This window comes from Pseudoxanthobacter soli DSM 19599 (assembly GCF_900148505.1).
Taxonomy (GTDB): domain Bacteria; phylum Pseudomonadota; class Alphaproteobacteria; order Rhizobiales; family Segnochrobactraceae; genus Pseudoxanthobacter; species Pseudoxanthobacter soli.
Genome location: NZ_FRXO01000008.1, coordinates 77,153 through 99,774 on the forward strand (window position 1 = coordinate 77,153; position 22,622 = coordinate 99,774).

At 66.6% G+C, this 22,622-nt stretch carries 21 protein-coding genes and 1 pseudogene; 7 read left to right on the forward strand and 15 right to left on the reverse strand.

Annotation, left to right across the window (positions count from 1 at the left end; genetic code table 11):
• Window positions 1-20 precede the first annotated feature (20 nt).
• Window positions 21-944: a DUF72 domain-containing protein gene (locus BUF17_RS17470; RefSeq protein ID WP_073631096.1), complete on the reverse strand. Its 924-nt coding sequence runs from the start codon at window positions 942-944 to the stop codon at window positions 21-23.
• 142 nt (window positions 945-1,086) lie between these two features.
• Between BUF17_RS17470 and BUF17_RS17475 the strand changes: the two are divergent.
• From BUF17_RS17475 to BUF17_RS17485, 3 genes and pseudogenes are all read left to right on the forward strand, one after another.
• Window positions 1,087-1,788, forward strand: a pseudogene (locus tag BUF17_RS17475) (UdgX family uracil-DNA binding protein); the annotation flags it as partial.
• A 181-nt stretch (window positions 1,789-1,969) separates the two neighbouring features.
• Window positions 1,970-2,338 carry a KGG domain-containing protein gene (locus BUF17_RS23520; protein WP_073631100.1) on the forward strand — a complete coding sequence of 123 codons (369 nt, stop codon included), beginning with the start codon at window positions 1,970-1,972 and terminating at the stop codon, window positions 2,336-2,338.
• A 422-nt stretch (window positions 2,339-2,760) separates the two neighbouring features.
• Complete coding sequence (locus BUF17_RS17485) at window positions 2,761-3,276, forward strand: DNA-3-methyladenine glycosylase (RefSeq protein WP_073631102.1); 516 nt, start codon at window positions 2,761-2,763, stop codon at window positions 3,274-3,276.
• Window positions 3,277-3,367: 91 nt separating this feature from the next.
• Here BUF17_RS17485 and BUF17_RS17490 read toward each other — a convergent pair whose 3' ends face one another.
• From BUF17_RS17490 to BUF17_RS17500, 3 genes are all read right to left on the reverse strand, one after another.
• Entirely contained in the window at window positions 3,368-4,666 is a 1,299-nt protein-coding gene (locus tag BUF17_RS17490; RefSeq protein ID WP_244530935.1) for an NRAMP family divalent metal transporter, read from the reverse strand.
• Window positions 4,663-5,538 (reverse strand): SDR family oxidoreductase, encoded by an 876-nt coding sequence (locus BUF17_RS17495; protein ID WP_073631104.1) that lies wholly within the window; start codon window positions 5,536-5,538, stop codon window positions 4,663-4,665. The genes BUF17_RS17490 and BUF17_RS17495 overlap by 4 nt, the downstream gene beginning before the upstream one ends.
• Before the next feature lie 144 nt (window positions 5,539-5,682).
• The gene (locus BUF17_RS17500) at window positions 5,683-6,297 is read right to left on the reverse strand and encodes a cysteine hydrolase family protein (protein ID WP_073631107.1); all 615 of its coding nucleotides are present in this window, start codon (window positions 6,295-6,297) and stop codon (window positions 5,683-5,685) included.
• A 250-nt stretch (window positions 6,298-6,547) separates the two neighbouring features.
• Here BUF17_RS17500 and BUF17_RS17505 point away from each other — a divergent pair, with 250 nt between their 5' ends.
• Window positions 6,548-7,792: a DUF3182 family protein gene (locus BUF17_RS17505; RefSeq protein ID WP_175563729.1), complete on the forward strand. Its 1,245-nt coding sequence runs from the start codon at window positions 6,548-6,550 to the stop codon at window positions 7,790-7,792.
• Entirely contained in the window at window positions 7,782-8,510 is a 729-nt protein-coding gene (locus tag BUF17_RS17510) for an alpha/beta hydrolase family protein (RefSeq protein WP_073631110.1), read from the forward strand. Before BUF17_RS17505 ends, BUF17_RS17510 begins: the two co-directional genes overlap by 11 nt.
• Window positions 8,511-8,582: 72 nt before the next feature.
• Here the strand turns inward: BUF17_RS17510 and BUF17_RS17515 are convergent, their stop codons facing one another.
• From BUF17_RS17515 to BUF17_RS17550, 8 genes are all read right to left on the reverse strand, one after another.
• The gene (locus BUF17_RS17515) at window positions 8,583-9,488 is read right to left on the reverse strand and encodes a DUF4344 domain-containing metallopeptidase (protein ID WP_073631112.1); all 906 of its coding nucleotides are present in this window, start codon (window positions 9,486-9,488) and stop codon (window positions 8,583-8,585) included.
• A gap of 39 nt (window positions 9,489-9,527) precedes the next feature.
• Window positions 9,528-10,916: a hypothetical protein gene (locus BUF17_RS17520; RefSeq protein WP_073631115.1), complete on the reverse strand. Its 1,389-nt coding sequence runs from the start codon at window positions 10,914-10,916 to the stop codon at window positions 9,528-9,530.
• 82 nt (window positions 10,917-10,998) lie between these two features.
• Complete coding sequence (locus BUF17_RS17525; RefSeq protein WP_073631117.1) at window positions 10,999-12,153, reverse strand: glycosyltransferase family 4 protein; 1,155 nt, start codon at window positions 12,151-12,153, stop codon at window positions 10,999-11,001.
• 159 nt (window positions 12,154-12,312) lie between these two features.
• Window positions 12,313-13,035 (reverse strand): FkbM family methyltransferase, encoded by a 723-nt coding sequence (locus tag BUF17_RS23010; protein WP_175563730.1) that lies wholly within the window; start codon window positions 13,033-13,035, stop codon window positions 12,313-12,315.
• A gap of 226 nt (window positions 13,036-13,261) precedes the next feature.
• Window positions 13,262-14,197, reverse strand: coding sequence for an NAD-dependent epimerase/dehydratase family protein (locus BUF17_RS17535; RefSeq protein WP_073631120.1), 936 nt, complete (start codon window positions 14,195-14,197; stop codon window positions 13,262-13,264).
• Window positions 14,194-15,003 carry a class I SAM-dependent methyltransferase gene (locus BUF17_RS17540; RefSeq protein ID WP_244530936.1) on the reverse strand — a complete coding sequence of 270 codons (810 nt, stop codon included), beginning with the start codon at window positions 15,001-15,003 and terminating at the stop codon, window positions 14,194-14,196. Before BUF17_RS17540 ends, BUF17_RS17535 begins: the two co-directional genes overlap by 4 nt.
• 172 nt (window positions 15,004-15,175) lie before the next feature.
• Window positions 15,176-15,730, reverse strand: a complete 555-nt coding sequence (locus tag BUF17_RS17545; protein WP_084564848.1) for an acyltransferase — start codon at window positions 15,728-15,730, stop codon at window positions 15,176-15,178.
• Window positions 15,731-15,833: 103 nt separating this feature from the next.
• A complete protein-coding gene (locus tag BUF17_RS17550) occupies window positions 15,834-16,757 on the reverse strand; it encodes a glycosyltransferase family protein (protein ID WP_073631124.1) in 924 nt (307 codons plus the stop codon).
• A 337-nt stretch (window positions 16,758-17,094) separates the two neighbouring features.
• Between BUF17_RS17550 and BUF17_RS17555 the strand changes: the two genes are divergently transcribed.
• Complete coding sequence (locus BUF17_RS17555; RefSeq protein WP_073631126.1) at window positions 17,095-18,357, forward strand: WcaI family glycosyltransferase; 1,263 nt, start codon at window positions 17,095-17,097, stop codon at window positions 18,355-18,357.
• Window positions 18,358-18,428: 71 nt separating this feature from the next.
• Here BUF17_RS17555 and BUF17_RS17560 read toward each other — a convergent pair whose 3' ends face one another.
• The gene (locus BUF17_RS17560; protein WP_073631128.1) at window positions 18,429-19,136 is read right to left on the reverse strand and encodes an FkbM family methyltransferase; all 708 of its coding nucleotides are present in this window, start codon (window positions 19,134-19,136) and stop codon (window positions 18,429-18,431) included.
• Window positions 19,137-19,450: 314 nt separating this feature from the next.
• Here BUF17_RS17560 and BUF17_RS17565 point away from each other — a divergent pair, with 314 nt between their 5' ends.
• Complete coding sequence (locus BUF17_RS17565; RefSeq protein WP_073631130.1) at window positions 19,451-20,821, forward strand: MATE family efflux transporter; 1,371 nt, start codon at window positions 19,451-19,453, stop codon at window positions 20,819-20,821.
• A gap of 17 nt (window positions 20,822-20,838) precedes the next feature.
• On the opposite strand, the gene BUF17_RS17570 is transcribed toward BUF17_RS17565, so the two are convergent.
• Window positions 20,839-21,741: a sigma-70 family RNA polymerase sigma factor gene (locus tag BUF17_RS17570; protein ID WP_073631132.1), complete on the reverse strand. Its 903-nt coding sequence runs from the start codon at window positions 21,739-21,741 to the stop codon at window positions 20,839-20,841.
• Complete coding sequence (locus tag BUF17_RS17575; RefSeq protein ID WP_073631134.1) at window positions 21,728-22,192, reverse strand: carboxymuconolactone decarboxylase family protein; 465 nt, start codon at window positions 22,190-22,192, stop codon at window positions 21,728-21,730. Before BUF17_RS17575 ends, BUF17_RS17570 begins: the two co-directional genes overlap by 14 nt.
• Window positions 22,193-22,622 lie beyond the last annotated feature (430 nt).

The following is a 22,622-nucleotide window of genomic DNA, read 5'->3' on the forward strand; positions in this document are numbered from 1 at the left end:
GGGCGCGATCGGACGTGCCATCAGGCCTCCTGCGGCACCACCGGCTGGCCGAGCCGCTCCATCAGCGCCCGGGCATCCTCCGGCGCGCGGAGCTTGTCGGTGTTGTCGAAGAAGAAGAACACGTCGCGCGGCCCCGGCTTTGCAGGATCGGGGGCCGCGAAGCGGCCATCCTCGGGAGGCGCGCCTTCCGACCAGGCCCTGACCCGCTTCGCCCACCGGTCGAGCGCCTCCCCCTTGTAGCCGCTTCGATAGAGCTCTTCAGACCCGTGGAGGCGGCAATAGACGAAGTCCGCCGTCACATCCATCAGACGGGGCCATTCGACGGTATCGGCACAGACCAGTGCCACGCCGTGCCGGCGCAGCATCTCCACGAAGGCCGGAACGACGAAGCTGTCGTGGCGGATTTCGAGCGCGTGACGCAGCCGCAAGCCCGAATCCGCCTGCAGCCACGCGCGCGCCTTGAGATGATCGTCGTGTCTCTTCGCACGTTCGGCGGCGGCGGCGCCGTCGTGCGGCAGAGCCGCGAGAAAGGCCTCCAGCACATCCGGCTCGAAGGCAAGGCTCGGCGGGAGCTGCCACAGGATCGGGCCGAGTTTGCCGCCGAGCCGCAGCACGCCCGAGGCGAGGAAGTTCGCCAGCGGCACCTCCGGCTCGCGCAGGCGCTTTATGTGCGTCATGAATCGGGGCGCCTTGACGGCGAACATGAAGTCGTCCGGCGTCTCGTCCACCCAGCGCGCGAAGATGTCGGGTGTCTGCAGCCCATAGAACGTTCCGTTGATCTCGATCGCGCGAAATGTCCGGGCGGCGTGGGCGAGTTCGCGCTTCCGCGGCAGTCCCCGGGGATAGAAGGCGCCGCGCCAGGGCGCGTAGGTCCACCCGGAGATCCCGATCCTGATATCGCCCGTTCCCCTGGTGTCGCCCTTTTCGATATCGCCCGTTCCCATGTGCGGCTCTCGTTCTGTCCGTGCGGCCGGCCCTGCCCTTCTCCTGAATGCCCGGGCGCACCAGCGGTTCCCAGGCCGTTGCGGACGGGGCGCGATCCGAACCGGCCGCCCGTGCGTTGATCGAGCAACGGCGCTCAGGCGCCGGGCACCGCAGAGGGAGGACCGAGCCATGGGCACCGGAGACCCGTCAGCCCCATCGGAGCCTGACCGTGCCGCCGCGACGGCAGCGACGCCAGCGCGGGACTTCGCCAACCTCGCCACTTTGAATGCCGCCATCGCCGCGGCAGAGCCGGGCGTGACCGGATCGCGACGGGCCGTGCCCGGCGAAGGCCCGCCGGGCGCGGCCATCGCCTTCGTCGGCGAACAGCCCGGAGACCAGGAGGACCTCGCAGGACGCCCCTTCGTCGGCCCGGCGGGACGGCTTCTCGACCGCGCCCTGCGGGACGCCGGCATTGCGAGGGGGAAGGTCTACGTCACCAATGCGGTGAAGCATTTCAAGTTCGAGCCGCGCGGCAAGCGCCGCATCCACCGCAAGCCAACCGCCGGCGAGGTGGCGCATTACCGCTGGTGGCTGGAGAAAGAGCTGGACCTTGTCCACCCTGCCATCGTGGTCGCCCTCGGCGCGACGGCGGCACTGGCGCTCGCCGGCAGGGCCGTGCCGGTGACCCGGGCCCGGGGACCGGCCACCTTCGACGGCCGAGCCGGCTATATCACCGTGCATCCGTCCTATCTTCTGCGCATTCCCGACCCGATGGCACGCGATGAGGCCTATGGCGCGTTCGTGGCGGATCTGAAGCAGATCCGATCTCTTTCCCGCCAGTTGTCAGTGAAAACGGCGACATGAGGGCGCATTCGCGGGAGACTGAAGAAAGCGAGGGCGACCGTTCGGTCACGCACACATCCCGACGACACAGGAACGACCAGACGTGATCAGCGGTTTTTGCGATGTCCGGGACGATCAATGGACCGGGCCATTTCAAACTCACTAGAATCGCACGCTCAACGTGCGACGATGGAGAAGACAAATGGCAAATACTCAGAATCGTGGCTTCGCTTCGATGGACCAGGACAAGCAGCGCGAGATCGCGGCCAAGGGCGGCGCGAGCGTGCCCGACGAGAAGCGCAGCTTCTCCAAGGATCACGACCTGGCGGCTGAGGCCGGCCGCAAGGGTGGCGAGAACAGCCACGGCAGCCGTCAGCAGTCGGCGTCCAACCCGGACGATCGCCAGCAAGGCAATCGCCAGCAGGGCGACCAGAGCCGGAGCGGCGGCAGCCAGCAATCGGCCTCCGGCGGCGACCACAGGCAGCAGGGTGGCCATCGCGGCGGCTCCGGCAACTTCGCCGAGGACCGCGAGCGGGCCTCCGAGGCGGGCCGCAAGGGCGGCCAGCACTGAGGGCTCAACCAGCCCGCTCCGCGCCGAGCCGACGCGCTTGAACGTGCGCGCCCGACCGGGGAACCTGCGCCGCCCGCCTGGAGATGGGGCAGGCGGCGACATGCCGATCCAGCGCCGGATGCGATCCGCCGGCCGGAATAACCCGGACGAGCCCCGCGCCTTTCGTGCGGGGCTCGTTTGCGTTAGACCCTATCCCATTCAGGCGAGACGATCCGAGGGATCGGGGCGCTCGCTCAAGCTCTTGAACAGGGAGCCGTTTGTTGTCGACCGGACGGTCTGATCGGACCTCGCCGGAAGCGCTTGGCGCCGGAGCGGCCACGGACCGGCTCGAAACGCTTCCAGCCTTCCCCGTTCCCGCAGCCTTCCCCGTTCCTGCAGCCTCTCCCGCCCCCGCGGCCTTCCCGTTCGACGACGGGGACGCCGTGGTGACGGCCGAAAGGCTGATCGGGGCGCGGTTCCTGTTCGACGGCGCCGGCGGCATCATCGTCGAGACCGAGGCCTATCTGCGGGACGATCCCGCATCCCACAGCTTCCGCGGACCGACGCGCGCCAATGCTGCGATGTTCGGTCCGCCGGGCCATGCCTACGTCTACCGTTCCTACGGCCTGCACTGGTGCTTCAACGTGGTGTGCGCCGGCCATGGCGCCGTGTTGCTGCGGGCGCTCGCCCCGGAAACGGGGCTGGAGGCGATGGCGACGCGGCGCGGCGGGACGTCCCGGCTCTGCTCCGGACCGGGGCGACTGACCCAGGCGCTCGGCATCGAGGGTCGCCACGATGGCCTCGACCTGCGCCTGCCGCCATTCCGGTTCCTCGAACGTGCGGAGCGGCCGGAGATCGTGATCGGCCCACGGATCGGCATCACCCGCGCGGCGGACATGCCGCTGCGATTCGGCCTTGCCGGCTCCCCCTTCCTCAGCCGGCCGTTTCCTCGTCCTTAGAGCATAAGCCGTTCAGATCGGACCGATCTGAACGCCAAGGTTATGCTCAAGCTCTTGAATTGGGAGCGATCGCCTGCGCGCTGCGGCGGCGTTACAGGACCGCCATCGCGATGGCGGCAGCAGCCATGACGAGGGTGGTCGCCCAGCCGAGGGCGCGGGTGACGGGCGGCGGAATGAAGCCCTGCATCCGGTCCTTGCGTCCGGCCAGCCACATCATCGCCGCCAGAACGGGCACGGCGACGATGCCGTTGACGACGGCACTCCAGAACAGGGCCACCATGGGGTCGAGGGGCGAGAAATCGACGGCGATCCCGACCACCGTCGCGGCCACGATGATGCCGTAGAACGGCACCGCCTCCCACGGCTTGTGTTCGAGGCCGCACTTCCAGCCCTGGCATTCGCCGAGCGCGTAGGCGGCCGAGCCGGCAAGGACGGGGATCGACAGCAGGCCGGTGCCGACGATGCCGACGCAGAACAGCACGAACGCGCCGTTGCCCGCGACCGGCTTCAGCGCCGCCGCTGCATCGGCCGCGCTAGTGATGTGCGTCGGACCCTTGGCGTTGAGCGTCGCGGCCGTGCCGATCATGATCGCGATGGCGACGAGGTTGGAAACGGCCATGCCGACGCAGGTGTCGAGGCGGATACGCGCGAGCTGCACCGGCGCCTGTTCCGGTGCCGCACCCAGCGGCCGTTCGCGGCGGTGCTGCCGCAGTTCCTCCACCTCCTGGCTGCTCTGCCAGAACAGCAGGTAGGGGCTGATGGTGGTGCCGAAGATCGCGACGATCATGGTGAGGCTGTCGCCGTCGAGGGCGACGCGCGGGATCAGGAGCCCGGCGAGCGCGGCCTTCCAATCGACGTGAACCACCATCAGCAGCGCCACATAGGCCAGCAGCACGAAGGTGAGCCATTTGAGATAGGAGGCATAGCGGCGATAGGGCACGAAGAGCTGCAGGCCGAGCGACACAACCGCAAAGGCCAGCGTGTAGATATGGCCGTTGCCGCCGAGCGCGAGGTGCGAGGCCGCCCCCATCGCGGCAAGGTTGGCACCGATGTTGATGGTGTTGGCGCAGAACAGCAGCGCCAAGAGCCCGAGCACCGCCGGCCGCGGCAGCACAGCCGCGAGATTGGCGGCGAGGCCGGCCCCGGTCACGCGGCCGATCCGCGCGCTGACGAGCTGCACGGCCGCCATCAGCGGATACGTCAGCGCCATGGTCCACAGCATGCCGAAGCCGAACTGCGCCCCGGCCTGCGAGTAGGTGGCGATGCCGCTCGGATCGTCGTCGGCGGCCCCGGTGATCAAACCGGGGCCGAGGCGGGCGAGAATTCCGCCCGCCGGTTTCGTCTCGGCGGCGCGGGGGCGCCGGGGGCCGTCGTCGGCCTCGAGACTCACAGGATCGGCTTTCCGCCGGTGACCGCGACCGTCGCGCCGGAAACGTAGCTCGACAGCGGGTCGGCGAGCATGACGTAGGTGGTGGCGAGTTCGGCCGGCTGGCCTGCGCGCTTCATCGGCACCTGGGAGCCGAATTCGGCGACCGCTTCTTCCGGCATCGTGGAGGGGATCAGCGGTGTCCAGATCGGGCCCGGTGCAACGGCATTGGCGCGAATGCCCTTCTCGGCCAGCATCTGCGCGAGGCCTGCCGTGAAGTTCTGGATCGCGCCCTTGGTGGTGGCATAGGCGAGCAGGCCCGGATTGGGCGCATCCGCATTGATAGAGGCGGTGTTGATGATGGCGCTGCCGGGCTTCATGTGCGCAACCGCCGCCTTGGTCAGATAGAACATGGCATGGATGTTCACCCGGAAGGTGAGATCCCACTCCTCGTCGTCGATATCGGCGATGTCGGCGAAGGTCGCCTGATGGGCCGCGTTGTTGACGAGGATGTCGATGCCACCGAGCTCCGACACGGCGCGGTCGATGATGGCACGGCAGTGGGCCGGGTCCTGGATGTCGCCGGGGACGAGCACGGCCTTGCGGCCGGCCTCTTCCACGAGGCGGGCGGTATCCTCGGCGTCGTCGTCCTCGTTCAAATAGGCGATGAGGACGTCCGCCCCCTCTCGCGCGAAGGCGATGGCGACGGCGCGGCCGATGCCGCTGTCGCCGCCCGTGATGACGGCCTTCTTGCCGACGAGGCGGCCCGATCCGCGATAGCTCGTCTCGCCGTGATCGGGCTGCGGGGTCATTTCCGCCGTCCGGCCGGGCATCGGCTGGTGCTGCTTCGGAAAGGGCGGCGTCGGATGGTTTTCGGGGGCGTTCGGGCTGGTCATCGGGCTGCTCCTGCTGACGGTCCCTGCTGCGGGGGGTCCCGCTGAACCGGCGCCACGCCGCGGCCGTTCCCGCCGGCCGCGCGACTGAGCGGAAGCGAACCGACGGAAACCGGCGGCCGCGCCGCTGAATCGGCTCCGCCTGCCTCAGTTCCAGACGTCGAGGATGATGTCGGTCGTCACCGCTTCGACCTGGGCGCCATAGCGCCGGTCGTAGAGCGTCATCAGCGCATCGTGGGTCTCGTCGGAGGAACTGCACAGCGCGTCGGTCACGATGACGACGCGATATCCCCGATCGACCGCGCCGAGCACCGTCGCGAGAACGCACACATCGGTCTCGCATCCGGTGATGATGACCGTCGTGGCCTCCATCCGCCTCAGCCGGTGGTGCAGCGTACCGGTCATCCAGGGCGAATAGACCGACTTGTCGACCACCGCCGCGGGGGGCACGAGCGCAGCCAGCGGCTCGACGAGGCCGACCATGGTGGGGTCAAGATGCTCAAGCGTCATCGAGGACCATCGCTCGTAATAGCGCCGCCAGGTGCCGCGCGCGTCCTCCGCATGGCGGGGCGGAATGAAGCGGGTGAACACCGTGTCCGCCGGCCGGTGCGCCGCGACGGCGGTGACGTTCGGGAGCACGCGGGACATCCACGGCGTCTTCCAGTCGGTTTCCTCGGCGAACATTCGCTGCATGTCGACGCAGACGTGCGCGCACCCACCGTCAAGCGCCCCGAATTTCAGCCTGTTCTGTTTCCTGCTCATGCCTTCCGCAGCCCCTGAAACCCTCTGCCACACCGACCCGGCTCGGGCGGGCGGCGGGACGCTCGGGAGCAACAGCCGCCGTCGCTCTCCCCCTCGGCAACCGCCCGGCGCCGCATTTTCGCCGGACTCGCTGGGGCAACCGACGAGCATCTGGTTCGTTCCGCGACTGTCCGGACCTGCTGGCGACGCCGTCTCAGGAACTGCGACCGCGCATCGGCGTTGCCCTGCAGACCAACGGGAGAAGCCGAATATGGCGACATCGATGACGATGCCTTCCATGATGATGCCGGACGTCGAGGGAATGCCGGAGATCGCGGGCGCGGGCCCCGCCCGGGAAGCCGGGGGGAGCACGGCGGTGCACTATCCGGCTTCGCAGCCCTTTTCCGGGCATCGCCGGGAGACGAGCATCGAACTGGCGCGGCGGCTCGCACGCCTCAAGGGCGATGCCTTCGCCGGCACGTTCGACGCCACCGCGCCCTATCGCGACAAGCTCTATCTGGTGCCGGAGCAGACGCTGCTCGTCGGGGCCGATGTGGCGACGGGCCTTATCCGCGACGAGCACGACCTGTTCGGAGGGGTCGTTCCCCACGCCTTCGTCGCCACGAAGGCCATCACTCATCCGCTGGTGAGCCCGGACGCCGCGGCGCCGGAGGGTTGGGTGCCGGGCTTTGCGGACGCCGTGCGCGGGGTGACGCTCGAAGGCTACACGGCCTTCCATATCGCCGACGCGCGCGCGGCCGCCCGCAAGCTGATCGCGAACGGACCGGTGCGGATCAAGGCGCCGCTCGGCGACGGCGGCCTTGGTCAGGTGGTGATACGAGACGAAGACGAGATCGACCGTGCGCTGGCGGCGTTCGAGAACGACGATCTCGCCCGCTACGGTCTGGTGCTGGAAGAGGAACTGACCGACGTCATCACGTTCAGCATCGGCCGCTTCCGGGCGGGCGACATCGCCGGCGCCTACTGGGGCCTGCAGACCGCGACACCCGACAACAAGTGCGGAATCGCCTATGGCGGCTCGGCGCTGCAGGTGGTCAGGGGCGATTTTGATGCGCTTCTGGGCAGCTGGGACGACGGGGTGACCCATCTGGCCGGCCGGCCCGTGTCCGCCGCTGCCGCGCGCCGCGCGCTCGAATATGCGCTCGTCTACGACGCGGCTGCAGACACCCATTTCCGCGGTTTCATCGCCTCGCGGCGCAATTACGACGTCGCCTGCGGCCGTGACGCGGCCGGGCGCGAGAAGATCGGTGTGCTCGAACAATCCTGGCGCCTCGGCGGCGCGAGCGGCGCGGAGATCGCCGCCCTCGAGGCCTTCGCCGGGGATGAGAGCCTCACCGCCGTTCGCGCAGTGTGCGTCGAGCACTACGGCACCGAGAGCGAGCCGCCGGTCGGCGCCATGGTCTATTTCGACGGTGACGACCCGCAGGAGGGTCCGCTGATGAAATATGCCCTGATCGATACCGAAACCATCGAGGCGAGACCGGATGCACAGTGATCCCGTCAGCATCCATGTGGACGGCCAGGTCCTCGCCGGGACCGTGGCCGTTCCGAAGACCGGGGTACCCGGCGTGCTGTTCGTCCATGGCTGGACCGGCAGTCAGGAGACGGATCTCGGACGCTCGCAGGAGATCGCCAGCCTCGGCTGCGTGTGCCTGACCTTCGACCTGCGCGGGCACGCGGGCACGGAATCGATCCGCCAGAGCGTGGCGCCCGCCGACAACATGAACGACGTGCTCGCCGCCTATGACACGCTGGCCGCCCACCCGATCATCGACAAATCGTCCATCGCGGTGATCGGAAGCAGCTACGGCGCCTATCTGGCCGCGCTGCTGACGGAGGAGCGGCCGGTGCGATGGCTGTCGCTGCGCGTTCCGGCGCTCTATCGGGATGACGACTGGACGATCCCGAAAGGCCGGCACGACCGTCTCGCGCTCGCCCATTACCGGCAGGAGCGCGTGGACCCGGCCGACAACCGAGCACTCAAGGCGTGCACCCGGTTCGAGGGCGACGTGCTGCTGGTGGAATCGGAAGTCGACGACCGCATTCCCCACGCGACCGTCGCCAACTATCTCGCCTCGTTCCGCCGCGCCCGTTCGCTGACCTACCGCATCGTGGAGGGCGCGGACCACGCCCTTTCCGATCCGGCGGCCCGCCGCGCGTTCACCGGCATGCTGGTGCGCTGGATCCGGGAAATGGTCGTCGGCGCCCGCTGATCGGCGGGCCGGACGCTTCACGGCGGGCCGACACGACGGCCGGCGCTGCAGGCGATGGGCGTGCGAAACGCCCTACTCGGATCCCCCGGTGTCGCCACCGGTATCCCCGCCGGTGTCGCCTCCCGTGTCCCCGCCGCCGTCGTCAACCGCGGCGGAGTGCTGGCCGCCATTGCCGCTCAGGGCTTCGACCTTCGCCTGGAGATACCACCGCGAGAGTTCGTAGCAGAACGTGAGTTCCCGGTCCGCCGGGGACCAGTAGCTGTTGGCCTCGCCGCACTCGTCCGCGGTGAGCTTGATCCCGTCATCGAGCCTGTAGATGGCGACGACCTTCTGCACGATATCGAGCAGGCCCGAGAGCTTCACCATCTCCGCATAATCGGCGAGATCGTGGCTTTTCGGATCGAGGTAGCGGACCTTGATGGACGATTCCTTCCCATCCCGCCGGACGTGGGAATCGAGCAGCTTGAACCAGCTGTCGTGCGCCTTGCCATATTCGTCGGCACATTCCTCGCGGCGGTCCTCGGGCATCCCGACGTCCTGCGCAGCCTCCCGGAAGCGCTTGGCGTCCTTGCCGACCATCATGCAGACCATGTTGTACGCGCGCTGCTGGTCCAGCGAGTGGGTGTCCCACAGGTCCGGATCGCCGCCGGCGGCCGACGACAGCTGCCAGCCCTCGACGGAGTCGACCAGCGCCTTGTCGAACATGGGGTCGTCCATTTCGAGCAGGATCAGCGTCGACAGCATGTCGGCGGCATCCTCCTCGCGCCCCAGCACCGGCAGGTCGAACTCCGAGATCAGCATGTGGCCCATCTCGTGGAACAGGAAGAACAGCGCATTGTCGAAGGTGAACTCGACGACCGCGTCCACCTGGGCGTCCGACAGGCTGTCCATGTCCTGCTTCATGTCGTCGGCACGGGCCGGGACCGCCCCCGCGAAGGCAAGGGCGAGGCAGGCGGCGAGGGCTAGAACGAAGCGCATGGGATGCCTTGGCCTCGGCCGGTTCGGGGACGCGCTACGCTAATGCGCTTTCCGACCGGATGGAACATCTGATCGACGGGAAATCGCGCCGGATTCAAAGGCTTGAGCATCTCGCGACCATCTCGCTCTCCTGCGGACGAGGAACCTGTCCAGCAGCAAGGCGAGGATGGGGATGAGGCCGCAGCCATATGTCAGGATGGCGGTCAAGGCCGACTGGGTGGTGAAGAACATCATGTTCACCGACATGGTGGCGTAATAGGCGACGCGAAGTTGCGGATGCCTGATCCTGGTGAAGATGATGTCGATCACATAGACCCAGAGAGCAACGGCCACCGAGAACAGCGCGACACCCGCGAAGCCGATGGAAGCATAGGCCGAGGCCATGAAGATCGTCGGAAACGAGGTGAGTGCGGCCGCATCCGTCCCAAGAAAGATCGTCGGAACCTCCAGAGCCAGGTCACGGGCCTGAAGGCCGAACAGGGCGGACACGACGGACGAGTCCGAAAAATAGGAAAATGGCAGTATGTTCGGATATACCTCGAAGTACATAAGAACGGTATGATATATAGCCATGTATACGCGATATATAGCGAGATTTAATGCGCCATATATGCCATCAAACGTGAGACTGTATACCTCTGGATATTGCGCGCAGTATAGTGCCGTCAGGAGAACCGTTACGATCAGCAACACCGCAACCAGGATGAAAATCACCCTGCGCGCAGAGAACATAGTGCCGTCGGACAGAGACAGCCTGTTGGCGATCAGAACGTATGCCAGGAAAATAAAAAACGGCTGCTTTGATATCGATGCGGCGCATAGAATATAAAGCAAAAATAAAATTGCCGCCGCAATTACTATATTGAAGCGAAGCATAATTCTGGTAGCGCACAGGACGAAAAAAAAGGCAATGATAGAGAAGCGGAAATAGGCCTGTATGCTCAAGATCGCAGATGTATAATATCCACCGCGCCTGATAAGCTGGTAATCCGAGCCTGACATTCCGCCCGAGATGAATTTCAGGATGCTCATCTTGTATGCAAGAGAGACGGGGTCGACGAGGAGCAGGACGGATGTCGCCCCGATGACGCTGTAGGCGATCACGCCGAGTGTACGATCGTTATAGGCACCTTCGCGCGGAACGAGATGCTGCACGTACAACTTCTTCCGAAACAGCCAGACGAACGAAAACGACGTGAACATGATCGCGATGCCGTACATCGCGTTGGAGACGGTGTCGTCGCTGAAGGGATAAATTTCATATTCGGTGGTTGCATATATATTGGCAAGAGGCGCCAGCCCCACCAATATGACGCATCCGATAAACAGAAAGTCCGATGGAAAGCACCAGATCTTCGGTCGCCCACGCAGCCAGCACGCGATCGAAACGATCAGCGATAAGATCATCACTCCCATCGAGAACAGCATGGACGTTCCTGTCAGAATTCCCGCACGCACGGGCTTGCGGGATCGGTAGTCGTGGAAGAGCGGCGGGCCGACAAGCGCTGCATCAGCGGAAATCCCGTACCGCTTCCTCAAGGGCGGTGCTGAGACGTCCCGCGTAGGTCTTCTGGTCGTCGAGATTGCGAAGCCGCGCCGCGGCGCGAGCGGCTTCGCGGTCCGTCGGCGCGGCGGCCACCGCAGCCTCGATCTGTCCGGCCATCGCCTCGGGATCGGCGGGGTCGAACAGCTTAGCCACATGACCGGCCTGCTCGCGATGAACGTCGATATCCGACAGCACCATCGGCGCGCCGAGGGTCTTGGCTTCCTCGACCGTCGTGCTCCAGCCCTCGAACAGGGAGGGATTCAAAAGCGCATCGGCATCAGCAACGAGGCTGAGCAGGTCCGCATAAGGGACGAGGCCGAGCCAGCGCAGCCGCTCTGAAACTCCGAGGGAGGCCTCCAGCGCCGCCACCTCGCCGGGATAATGCGGATGCCGGAAATCATCCCGCCCGCCGGACAGCACGAGCGTGCGGTCGAAACCGCGCGCGGCGAGCAGCGCGAAGGCGCGCAACGCCACCATGTGGTTCTTGTGCCGCCAGAGCTGGTTGGGCAGGAACAGGTATCGCCCCTCGATGCCGTGGTCCCGCCGCGCCCGCTCGATCTTCCCGGGCGTGACCTCCTCCGTCAGCCGGAGTGCGAACGGCACGACATGGATCTTCGCCCGCGGCTCGGGGATGAAGCGAAGAAGGTCGCTCCGCGCCGATTGGCTCGAAACCACGGCATGCTTACGGAAGGTGACCTGCGCGCGAAAGCCGATATCGCGCTGCAGGCGGTGACGGCGCGTGAAATAATGCGGCAGCGCCCGGTGCTGCAGGTCGCCGATCCAGGGCAGCACGGGAAGGGGATAGTTCCGGCCGAGAAAGCGCGCCTGCTCGAACACGACGTCGATGCCGGCGGCCTCGCAGCAGCGCGCGAACTGCCGGTCGCGAAGGCCGAACAGGGCAGCAGCATCGGCGAGGCGCGAGGCGACCGGCATCTCGCGGCCCGGCTCCCCCGTCGCCTCTTCGACTTCGGCGCGATATCTGGGTTCGAGATCCGGCGCGTGGAAGATGCAGACCTGACAGCCCGGCGCGTGGGCCCTGAGGACGCGCGCCATGTTCAGGTAGTAATTCCAGACGCCCCGGAACTTCGGGCCGTACCAGGCCATGACCGCAACGCGCATGCAGCTTGTCCTCAGTTCTTTCCCTCGCAAGCGTCCGGACTTGCCGTTCGCCCGGCGTTGCGGCCCGAACGCACCGAGTCCAAACGGAAGCGATCCGCCAGCTTATGAATTCGCGGGCGTCTCCTGTCGACCGCCGTTTCAATCCCCAGGGCCGCTGCGTCAGGACGGACTGCGTTCGAACAGGAAGTCTGCTTGCAGGGCCATCTTCGACGACGAGGCCTGATTGTAGACGCCGCGAAGCTCGAAGCCGCGCTCGTGCAGAAACCGGATGACCGGCGAGGCGGTCGGCTGCCCCTTGTAGAGCTCGACGAAGGAGAGTTCGCAATAGATGGCGGAGAAGCGCGCCAGATAGGCCTCGGAACCCTTCAGCACCTCCAGCTCGTAGCCCTGGGTATCGATCTTCAGGAGGTTGCTCGCCCCGAGACTGTCGGGCGCCAGCAACTGATCGAGCGGCGCGCAGCGGACCACGCGGGTCTCCACCACGACCGACCCGAACGTGGCGTTCTGGAGTTCGCCCACCTCCAGGAAGGAGGAGGAGTCCTCCTTTTCCGTGACGTGCATCACGAGGTCGGCGGCGGTTGCGCCGACGGCGGCCCGGACGAGCGTCACCTGCGGATCGTCGGCGAACAGCTTGGAAAACGTGTCGCCCGGCTCCCTCAGAGGCTCGAAGCTGACGATACGCGCCTGAGGAAACGTCGCCCGCGCGAATGTCGCGAACTGGCCGCGATTGGCACCGATGTCGACGACCGTGTCGAACGAGAACCGTTCGAGGGCCGCCCGATGCTCCACCGTCGCACCGACCCCCGACTTCAGGGCGCGGCGGTAGGCCGGCGTCGTCAAGCCGGCCCACAGCTTGCCGATGCGGAGCAGGGTATGGTTCATCGTGACTCCGCCTTCCGATCTGCCCGGCAGACGGGACACCCCCGGCCGCCACCTTCGACCACCCATTGCCACACGAAGCGAACCCGTGCCTCGTGCGTCCCGCCCTGACCGCTGGAGCACATTTGCGGCCGGATGGAAACAACTCTCGAAGCCGCCGGTGGGCGGCGGAGCGTGTTTTCCCGGCATCGAGACGAGTCCATCCGGGGGGCGCACCCTCGCCGCCGGTCTACCGTCCCGGCGATAGCTTCCCCCTGGCCTCGCGCGCGGTCGCGACCATGCCCGTCGCGACGGGAACCGCGGCGGCAAGGCCGGCCGTCGCGGCATGACCGGGACAGCCGACGAGGTGCACGGGATCGCCCGGCCGGACTTCGCCATTGAACGAGAAGCGGACATCGGCCCCGAAGCCGTCCGCGATGAAGCGCGCAGTGGCCGCGACGGTGGTTCCCACCCCGGTGCAGCCGTTGAAGACCGGCACCTGCGGCGACGCGCTGTCGAGCGCGGCGACGAGCACGGCCGCGGCATCCTCGATGTGGAGCCAGTCCCGCATCTCCGCCCCCGTGCCGCCGAGCACGATGTCGCGCTCGCCGCGCGAGAGGCGCAGGCAGAGTTCCCAGACCAATTGCTTGTGAAGATCCGGCCCATACACCGAGAACAGCCGAACGATCGCCGCGTTCAGGCCGAAATTGCGCCCCCAGCACTCGGCGGCCTGTTCCATCATCGCCTTGTGATAGCCGTAGGGCGATAACGGCGCCCGCGGAGCGGCCTCGGAAATCGGCAACTCCCGCGCATTGCCGTAGACCGCGGCGCTCGAGGCGAGCACGACGCGCGCAGACGGCGCCTCCTGCCGCACCCATTCGAACAGCCGCACACTCGCGGCGACGGTGCGGGAGAAATCCTCCAGCGGCGCGGTGAGCGAAGGCCCGACCGACGAGCCGCCGGCGAGATGGATGACCGCCTGGGGCGTGCCCCACCGGCGGGCGAGGCTCGACAGGTTGGCCGCGTCGATCTCGCCGTTGATCCAGCCGACGAGCGGCAGCCGCTCCTGCTCCGCCCCATGGCCGAGCCCGAGCACCTTCCAGCCCCGCGCCGCCAGGGTGCGAACCACATGGTGCCCGATGGCGCCGCTCGCCCCGGTAACGAGAGCAAGCCCGGCCGCTGTCACGGCTTCACCGCGAGAAACGCCACAATACGCCCCGGTCTGCGGTCAACGGTGGAAAGCGCCTTGCCCAGCAGCGGGTAGAGACGACGAGAGCCCGCAACCGCGGCGAGCGGTCGCGCGAGCGGAACCGGCAGCGCCCGGGAAGCGGCCTCGAAAGCGATGTCGTAAGGCGATTTCGGCGCGAAATTGAACGCCGCCTCGAACTGGCGCCAGCGGCGGCGAACGTCCAGACCGGCCTTCGCGATCGCGTCCCTGTAAGTCCCTTCCGGAAAGGCATTCTCTCCGCCGTAGAGGCTGTGCAAGGGATGGCGGTCGAAGAACATTTGAAGTTGTTCGGGACCATTAACGACGTGGTCGCGATAGGCAAAGAAGACCCCGCCCGGCTTCAGCACCCGTGCGACTTCGGCGCAGAAGGCGTTCAGGTCGCCGGCATGGTGCAGCACCTGCCGTGCCAGCACGAGGTCGAAGGACGCATCCGGCATCGGAATGGCCTCACCGAACCCCTCCAGGATCTCGATGTTGGCGTTGAAATGCGCGGAGAGCCGGCGAATCGCGCCGCTGCCGACGAGGTCCGACGGATCGGGCTCGAGCGCCGTCGCTTGCCAGCCGTCAGAGGCCAGAGCGTAGGAGACGATGCCGTTGCCGGCGCCGATATCGAGCGCCCGGCCACGGGCGGGACCGAGGATGTTGCGCACAGCGCCCCATTCGGCGCTCGCGTGAAAACGTTCGGCGGCGCGCTCGACAGGAAGATCAAAATAGCAGTCCCTGACCAACTCGGCTTTGGCCGGGTCGTCGACCAGCGAACGCACCGCCTCTTCCCAAGTCGTCTTTTGGGGAACAGTCACGTCTCCAACACCCCTTTTCCTAGAGCATATCCTCGTCGTTCAGATCGAACCGATCTGATGATTCCATCAGATTGGAAGGCACTCTCGTCGGCGGATCTGTAAAACAGCCGCGAATATACAATGTCGTTCCAGGTCCTTAACCAGCGGGATCGACGGGATCTATGCGCCTGACGAGACGAGCCGGATTGCCCGCCACGATCGTCCACGCTTCGACATCCTCCGTCACGACGGATCGTGAGGCAACGATGGCACCCCTGCCGATGTGCACGCCCTTGAGCAGCGTCGCCCCGAATCCGATCCAGGCGTCGTCTTCGATCTTTATAGGGGAGGCGACAATATCTGGCGCGTCATGAGGATGCCCCCGATACACTATTTCCTTGTATTGCTCATGTCTGATATTCGCATTGATGGAATGTCCATTGGTGTCATGGATATTGACATCATGCGATATCAAGCACCTGTTTCCAATTTCTATATTGGAAGATGACCATATATATGAATTTTGCCCAACGAAACACCAGTCTCCAATGGAGATCCGTCCGCCATGTGGAAATACAAATATATTTCCACGTATGATGGTGTTGTTCCCAATGACGACGCGATCCGGGCTGCCTTCCGGATTCTCGATCCATCCGTCGAACAGAATTTTCGAAGAATGACCGATTTGCGCTTTTCGACGATGGCGTTGCATGGCCGCAGCCTGCCATAGACGGCGGCCCGCTATGAAGGGAAGGATAAAAATATCCGATAGAACTCGTCTTGATATTTGGCGAAACCGGTTCAAAATTCCCGCCTCAACGGCCGATCAGATTTATAAGCCGCACTATAGCCTGCCATAGGCGGCGTCCGCCACGCGTTGCCAACGCGGCGTAAAGTGCGGCCTCATCAGACGAGGCAACCAGAGCGTTTTCGGGCAGGTCGGGCATGGCCAAATCGTTGGCGTCCGGGCTCTTCGGCCCGATCCGCCGCAATCGCCCGAGCTTGTAATGCGTCGCGGTCTCGTCGAAGCCGATATTCTGCACGAGGGATCGCGGGGGAAACAGGCAGATGCCGTCCGCCTTGAAGACGGACCACCACCAGCGGATCGCCCAGCTGTCCAGCCGGCCTTCCATCTGGCGGCGGAGCATCTCGGAATAGGGCTGCCCGCCGACATCGAACCGCTGCCGCAGGGCGCGGTCGGTTTTCAGCTTCTCCCAGCCCTCGGCATTCGGATCGAACCGGTCCCACGCCCGCTTCCAGGTCGCCCAGCCCCACGACGTCGTCAGATGCAGGAACAGGCCTTCCTTGCGCGCGGCGAAGTCCGGAACATCGAACTGATGCGCCGATATCTGGAAGACGCGTTCGTCGTCGCGGTAGCGGTCCAGCCCCCCGTTCAGCCACGCAAGCGCGTGGGGCGAGACGACGAGGTCGTCCTCGATCACGATGACGCGGCCGTAGCGGTCGCAGAGCTGCGTCACCGCCTGCGAGATCGAGTTGGCGAGCCCCCGGTTCGCCGGCGCCTCCACAAGCGTCATGTTGGGCCGCAGCCGGGCGCGCACGAGCGCGCGCACCGCCGCGACATCGGCCGCGCCGGATTCCGACTTCGCCCCGTCTGAGAATACGAAGACCGGGCTCCGCGAGAATTCGGCGCAGCGCTCGAGCGCATCCAGCGTCTTCGTGAGATGGTCCGTACGCCGGTATGCGAACACGGCGATCGGAGCCAGCGATCCTTCACTCACCCGGCATCCCTGACTTCAGAAGCGACGACCCGTGGCGTCACCGAACGGACGAACGCCCGATGCCCAATAGGAGAATAGCGGCCAAGTTTCGTTAAAAGTTTCTGAACCGTCGCCCTTCGTCGTGAACCATTTCCGGGATCGAACCCGGACGACCCGCAGCACGCGTTCCCGCAAACCCGGACGAGGCAAACTTATCCGGCTTGTCGATCCCCTACGACGTGTTTACAGCGAAGCGAGCGGTGCCGCCGGACGGCGCAAGCGCCGACGCCTCCAGTCGACGCCCGTGGCCGTCCCGACCCTTCATGGGCGTCCCGGCCCCTCGATAAACGGTTTCCGCATGGTCTCGCCCGCCCGACCGCTGGACATCCTCATCCTCGGCCTCAACTACGCCCCGGAAAAGGTCGGGATCGCCGTCTATACGGCGGGGCTGGCCGAAACCCTGGCCGCACGCGGCCACCGAATCCGGGTCGTAGCCGGCAAGCCCTACTATCCGTCCTGGTCGGTGCCGACGGGATTTCATGACGGCTGGTGGCGCAGGAGCGTCGAGAACGGCGTCGATCTCACCCGCGTCGCACACTACGTTCCGTCCCGGCCGAGCGGCGCGCGGCGCATCCTGCACCACCTGAGCTTCGCGCTGTCGGCCCTGCTGCCGGCCGTGAGCGCCGCTGTTGCCCGCCGCCCCGACCTCGTGGTGACGATCGCCCCTTCCCTGCTCTCCGCACCGGTCGCCAAGGTCGCAGGCTGGGCATGCGGGGCGAAGACCTGGATCCACGTCCAGGACTTCGAGGTGGAGGCGGCGGCGGCGACGGGGCTGGTAAAGCGGCAGGGCCTGCTCGGGCTCGCGCTGCGCATCGAGACGGCCATGCTTGGGCGTTTCGACCGTGTCAGTTCGATCTCGCCCGCGATGTGCCGCAAATGCGTCGCCAAGGGCGTGCCGCCGGATCGCGTGGTCGAGTTCCGCAACTGGGCCGACATCGACGGCGTGCGCCCGCTGGAAGGCCTTTCGTCCTATCGGGCGGAATGGGGCGTGTCGACGCCCTCTGTCGCGCTCTACTCGGGCAACATCGCCAACAAGCAGGGCATCGACCTCGTGGTCGAGGCGGCCGAGCGCCTGCGCCACCGCCGGGATCTGACCTTCGTCATCTGCGGCGAAGGCCCGAACCGCGCCCGCCTCGAATCAAGGGCGGCGGGCCTGCCGAACGTCGTCTTCCGGGATCTGCAGCCGCGCGAGCGTCTCGGCGACCTCCTCGGCCTTGCAACCGTGCACCTGCTGCCGCAGCTCGCGGATGCGGCCGATCTGGTGCTGCCGTCGAAGCTCACCAACATGCTGGCGTCGGGTCGGCCGGTCGTGGCCACGGCCCATCCGGGCACGGGCCTCGCGGAGGAAGTGGACGGCTGCGGCCTCGTGGTGCCCCCGGGCGATCCCGCAGCCTTCGCCGTGGCCGTCGAGCACCTTATCGACGATCCCGGGGAGCGGACCGCGCTCGGTGCGGCGGCGCGAGCGCGTGCGGAACAGCGCTGGGTGCAGTCGGCCATCATCGACGGGTTCGAGCGGGAAGCCTACCGCCTGCTCGACGGCGTCTCGCGGCGAGAGGCATAGCGGCACGCCGCCCCCACGGCGGAGGGCGACGGCACGGAGCGATCCTGCCCGGATGCCCTCCTCGGGCGGCCTCAGTCGCGCGCTTGCAGCAGGTAGTCGTGGCGGGACAGCTTGGCGACCATGTCGTAACGATGCCCGACCACATCGAGCACGGCATCGATATCCGCCGTCTCGATCAGGATGCGGCGCGGCCGGTGGCGTTCGAGATCGAGCCCCTTGAGCACGGGGATCTCGTATCCCTCAACATCGAGGGACAACAGGTCGACGGCGGGGCTGCCCGCTTCATCGAGGATTTCCGACATCGTCCGGATTGTCGCGGTCACGGTCTTCGGATTCTCGCCGAACAGCCCGCCCCAGGAAGCGGTCGCCGATCCGCGGCCGATGCTCGAGACGAGGTCGCCGAACGGAAAGGAGATCACGGTCCCGGAATCCTCCGGCGCGCCTAGCGCGGCCTGCACGACGGTCGCCTTGCGGGCAGCCCGGGCGAGGCCGGCCAGGTGCTCGCTCGGCTCGATCAGCAGACCGGTCCAGCCGAGCTTCCGCTCGAGATAATAGGTGTTGGACTGGTCGACCCCGTCATTGGCGCCGGCCTCGATAAAGAAACCGGGCCTGTCCTTGGGCAGGTGGTCGATCAGCTTGCGGTCGAGACCCGCCAGCCCCGTATAGGGTTCGCCGCCGAAGAATTCGAGGAGCCGCAACCGGTAGAACTTGAGCCGCTTCTTGCCCCTGATGCCGACGAGGACCGTCAGAAGCGACTTCAGAGAACTGGAAACGGACATCTACCGGGAAGCCTCCAACGGCGGGCAAAGCCCCCGCATGGTAGCGTGCGGCCGTTCGCCAATCCAATCCTCGATCGCGAGAAGCCACGTGATGAACGTGGACAAGATCGACGACCTCCCTCGCAGACCGGCGCGGAAAGCCCGGCCGGCCCGAAGGGTTCACGCGGCCGTCGGCGTTCTTCCGCGGCGCCCGTTTTCCGCCGTTGCTCCTCCCCGGCGAACGAATTAGTGCTGGATCCCGTTGCCGCCCTCGTCATCCCCGGGCGGAACAGGAACGATATCGGCGAACGGCACGGAGGGTGGAAGGCACGGGAATGGGGGTCAGTCTTCGCCGCCTGCGCGGCTCTCCGGTGTTGCGGGGGGCCGGCGCCAACATCTATGTCCAGATCGTCCGCGCCATAGGCCAGCTGGTCTCCGTGCCGATCCTGATCAAGTACTGGGGCGTCGATACCTACGGCCTCTGGCTGCTGCTGTTCAGCGTGCCCGGCTATCTGGTGGTGGCTGATTTCGGCCTCGCCCAGGCCGCGACCGCCGAGATGCTGGCCCATGTCGCCAAGGGCCGACGCGCCGACGCGGTCGCGACCTACCGCGCGGTGCGCATCCTGGTGCTGGCCATCAATGCTGCGTGCCTCCTGCTTGCGGCGGTGCTGGCATTCGGCCTCCTCTCCGGTGTGCTTGCGCCCTACGACGAACGGGCCGGCGGCAGCGTCGCACTCGTGCTGATGATCCTGACGCTCTACGGCACCATCACCATCCAGAACGGCGTCACCAGCAGCGGCTACATCGCCACCGGTGGATATGCCCTCAACAGCTACATCATCGGCACGATGTATCTTGCCGAGACGGTGGCGTCGTGGATCGTGGTCGGCCTCGGCGGATCGATCGTCCACGCGGCGCTTTCCTACCTCGTCGTGCGCGGCGTGACGTCGGTGATCATGATGATCGGCCTGCGACGGCGGGCACCGTGGCTCGCCGAGGGCGGATGGAGCGCCTCCCCGACCCACATCCGGCGCCTGCTGCGGCCCGCCGCCGCGCTGGTCGCCTTGACCGGCGGACAGGCGGCGACGATCGAGGGCGGCACGATGGTGGTCGGCCTCGCCAACGGCGCGATGGCCGTTCCGGTGTTCACGACGGCCCGCACGCTCACACGGGTCGCGCTGCAGGCGGTACTCGTGGTGAACCGGGCCATGATGCCCTCGTTCAGCATCGCCAACGCGACCGACGGCCGGGCGCGCATGAAGCGCTTCGCGCTGATCAGCGTTGCGCTGTCCCTCGCCTGCAGCCTGCCGATCATGGCCGGCGCGGCGCTGTTCGGCCCGGAGCTCATCTCTCTCTGGACGCACGGCCACGTGCGGCCGGACCTGACGTTCCTGATGCTGATGGCGCTCAGCATGGCGCTCAACAGCCTCTGGCTGCCGCTTTCGAACCTGCTGACCTCGATCAACCGGCAGGCGGGCTTCGCTTATTTCTTCCTGTTCGCCTCGCTTGCCGGGCTCGGTCTCTGCCTGCTGCTGTCGCGGCCGTTCGGACTGACGGGCGTCGCGATCGCCATGGTCGCGGTCGATTTCGTCATGCTGGTCTGGGTGTCGCGGCTGATCGGTTCGCTCGGCATCATCCACCTGCGGGATTTCCGCGACGCGTTCTCGGCCCTGCGGCAGCTGCTCGCAGGCCGCCTGAGGCGCTGACGGCAGGTCCCGCCGGTTCAGTGCGACGGGCCGGGAGGTATCGTGTTGTCCAGCACACCGACGATCTGACCGAGCTTGTCGGGATTGCGCGTGATGTAGATCGCGACGATGCGGCTGTCCTCGATCTCGAAAGCGGTGGTCTGGAGAATGCCGCCGCGCTCGCGGCTGACATAGCCGGGCAACCCGTCGATCCACATCGGGCGCAGGAAGACGGCTTCGCGGGTGATGCGCTTGCGGTGAAGGCCGGCATAGAGCCGCAGCACCCGCGCGAGCCCGGAGACGGGGTTGAGGAACGCGATCACCTTGCCGCCGCCATCCGACCTGAGCACGACGTTTTCGGCCAGGAGCGCCTGCAGGGCGCCGACATCGCCGTTCTGGGCGGCGGTGAAAAAGGCCCGGGCCAGACGATCCCCCTCACCCCGCTCGACCTTGTAGCGCGGGCGCGCCTCACGCACATGCCGGCGCGCGCGGGAGGCGAGCTGCCGCACCGCGGCCGCGTCGCGGCCGAGGGTCGAGGCCACCTCGTCGAGCGGCACGTCGAACACATCGTGCAGCAGGAACGCGGCCCGCTCCAGCGGCGAGAGACGCTCCAGCGCCAGCATCAGGGTCAGCGTCAGTTCGTCGGGCCGCATGGCCTCGTCCGGCGGTTCGGCCACGGGTTCGGGCAACCACGCGCCGACATAGGTTTCGCGCCGCGCGCGGGCCGACGACATGGCATCGAGGCAAAGGCGGGTGACGGTGCGGTTGAGATAGGCGGCGGGGGTTTCCACCTCTGCGACATCCACCCGCTGCCAGCGCAGCCAGGCGTCCTGCACGATGTCCTCCGCCTCGGCCATGGAGCCGAGCATGCGATAGGCGAGGCGCAGCAGCCGCGGCCGCTGCGCCTCGAAGATCGCCGTGGCGCCGTCAGGCGGCCGCATCGGCCGCGCTCACCGGATGGGAAACCCGGAATCCGACCTGAAGGCGGTTCCACACATTGATCGCGCCGATCGCGAGGGTGAGGTTCACCTGCTCGGCCTCCGTGAAGGCGGCTTTCAACAGCTCGTAATCCTCGTCGGGCGCGTGCGTTTCCGCCACGCGGGTGAGGGCTTCCGTCCAGGCGAGCGCCGCGCGCTCACGCTGGGTGTAGAGCGGAGATTCCCGCCAGCCGTTCAGCATGTAAAGCCGCATCTCGCTCTCACCGCGCTTGCGCAGATCGGTGGCGTGCATGTGGATGCAGAAGGCGCAGCCGTTGATCTGCGACGCGCGCAGCTTCACGAGTTCGAGCAGATTGTGGTCGAGGCCGCTCGCCCTGAGCGTGGCCTCGAGGTCCATCATGGCCTTGATGGGCGCGGGGGCCAGTTTGAAGGGATCCGTCACGCGCGGTGTCATTCCGATCTCCGTTTCAGCGGGCTTGAGCACAACCCGTTCAGACCGAACCGATCTGAACGGCAGGGATATGCTCAAGCTTTTGAATCTGGAGCGATTTCTCGTCGATCTGATGAGTCCATCAGATCGGAGAGCGCTCCAACGCGGACATGACGGCGCGGCCGGACCGCTTGTGACATGCGCCGCGGTTTTTTCTCCGAACGGCGCTTTTTCTTCTCCCAACCATCGCTGGGGCGCGTGCGCGCAGCGGGAAGAAGGCTGCACGGGCATCGCTAGAATGACCGCGACGGCGCCTTCCCTTCGGCTCCCCGCATCGTCGGGCCGGCTCGTCCGCCTTCGTGCAACCGCCGGTCCGGAACGCGCCCCCGGGCCGGACCGGCGGTTCACAAAGCCCTGAGGCGTGCGGATCGCTGGATTGAACATGATCCCGGCG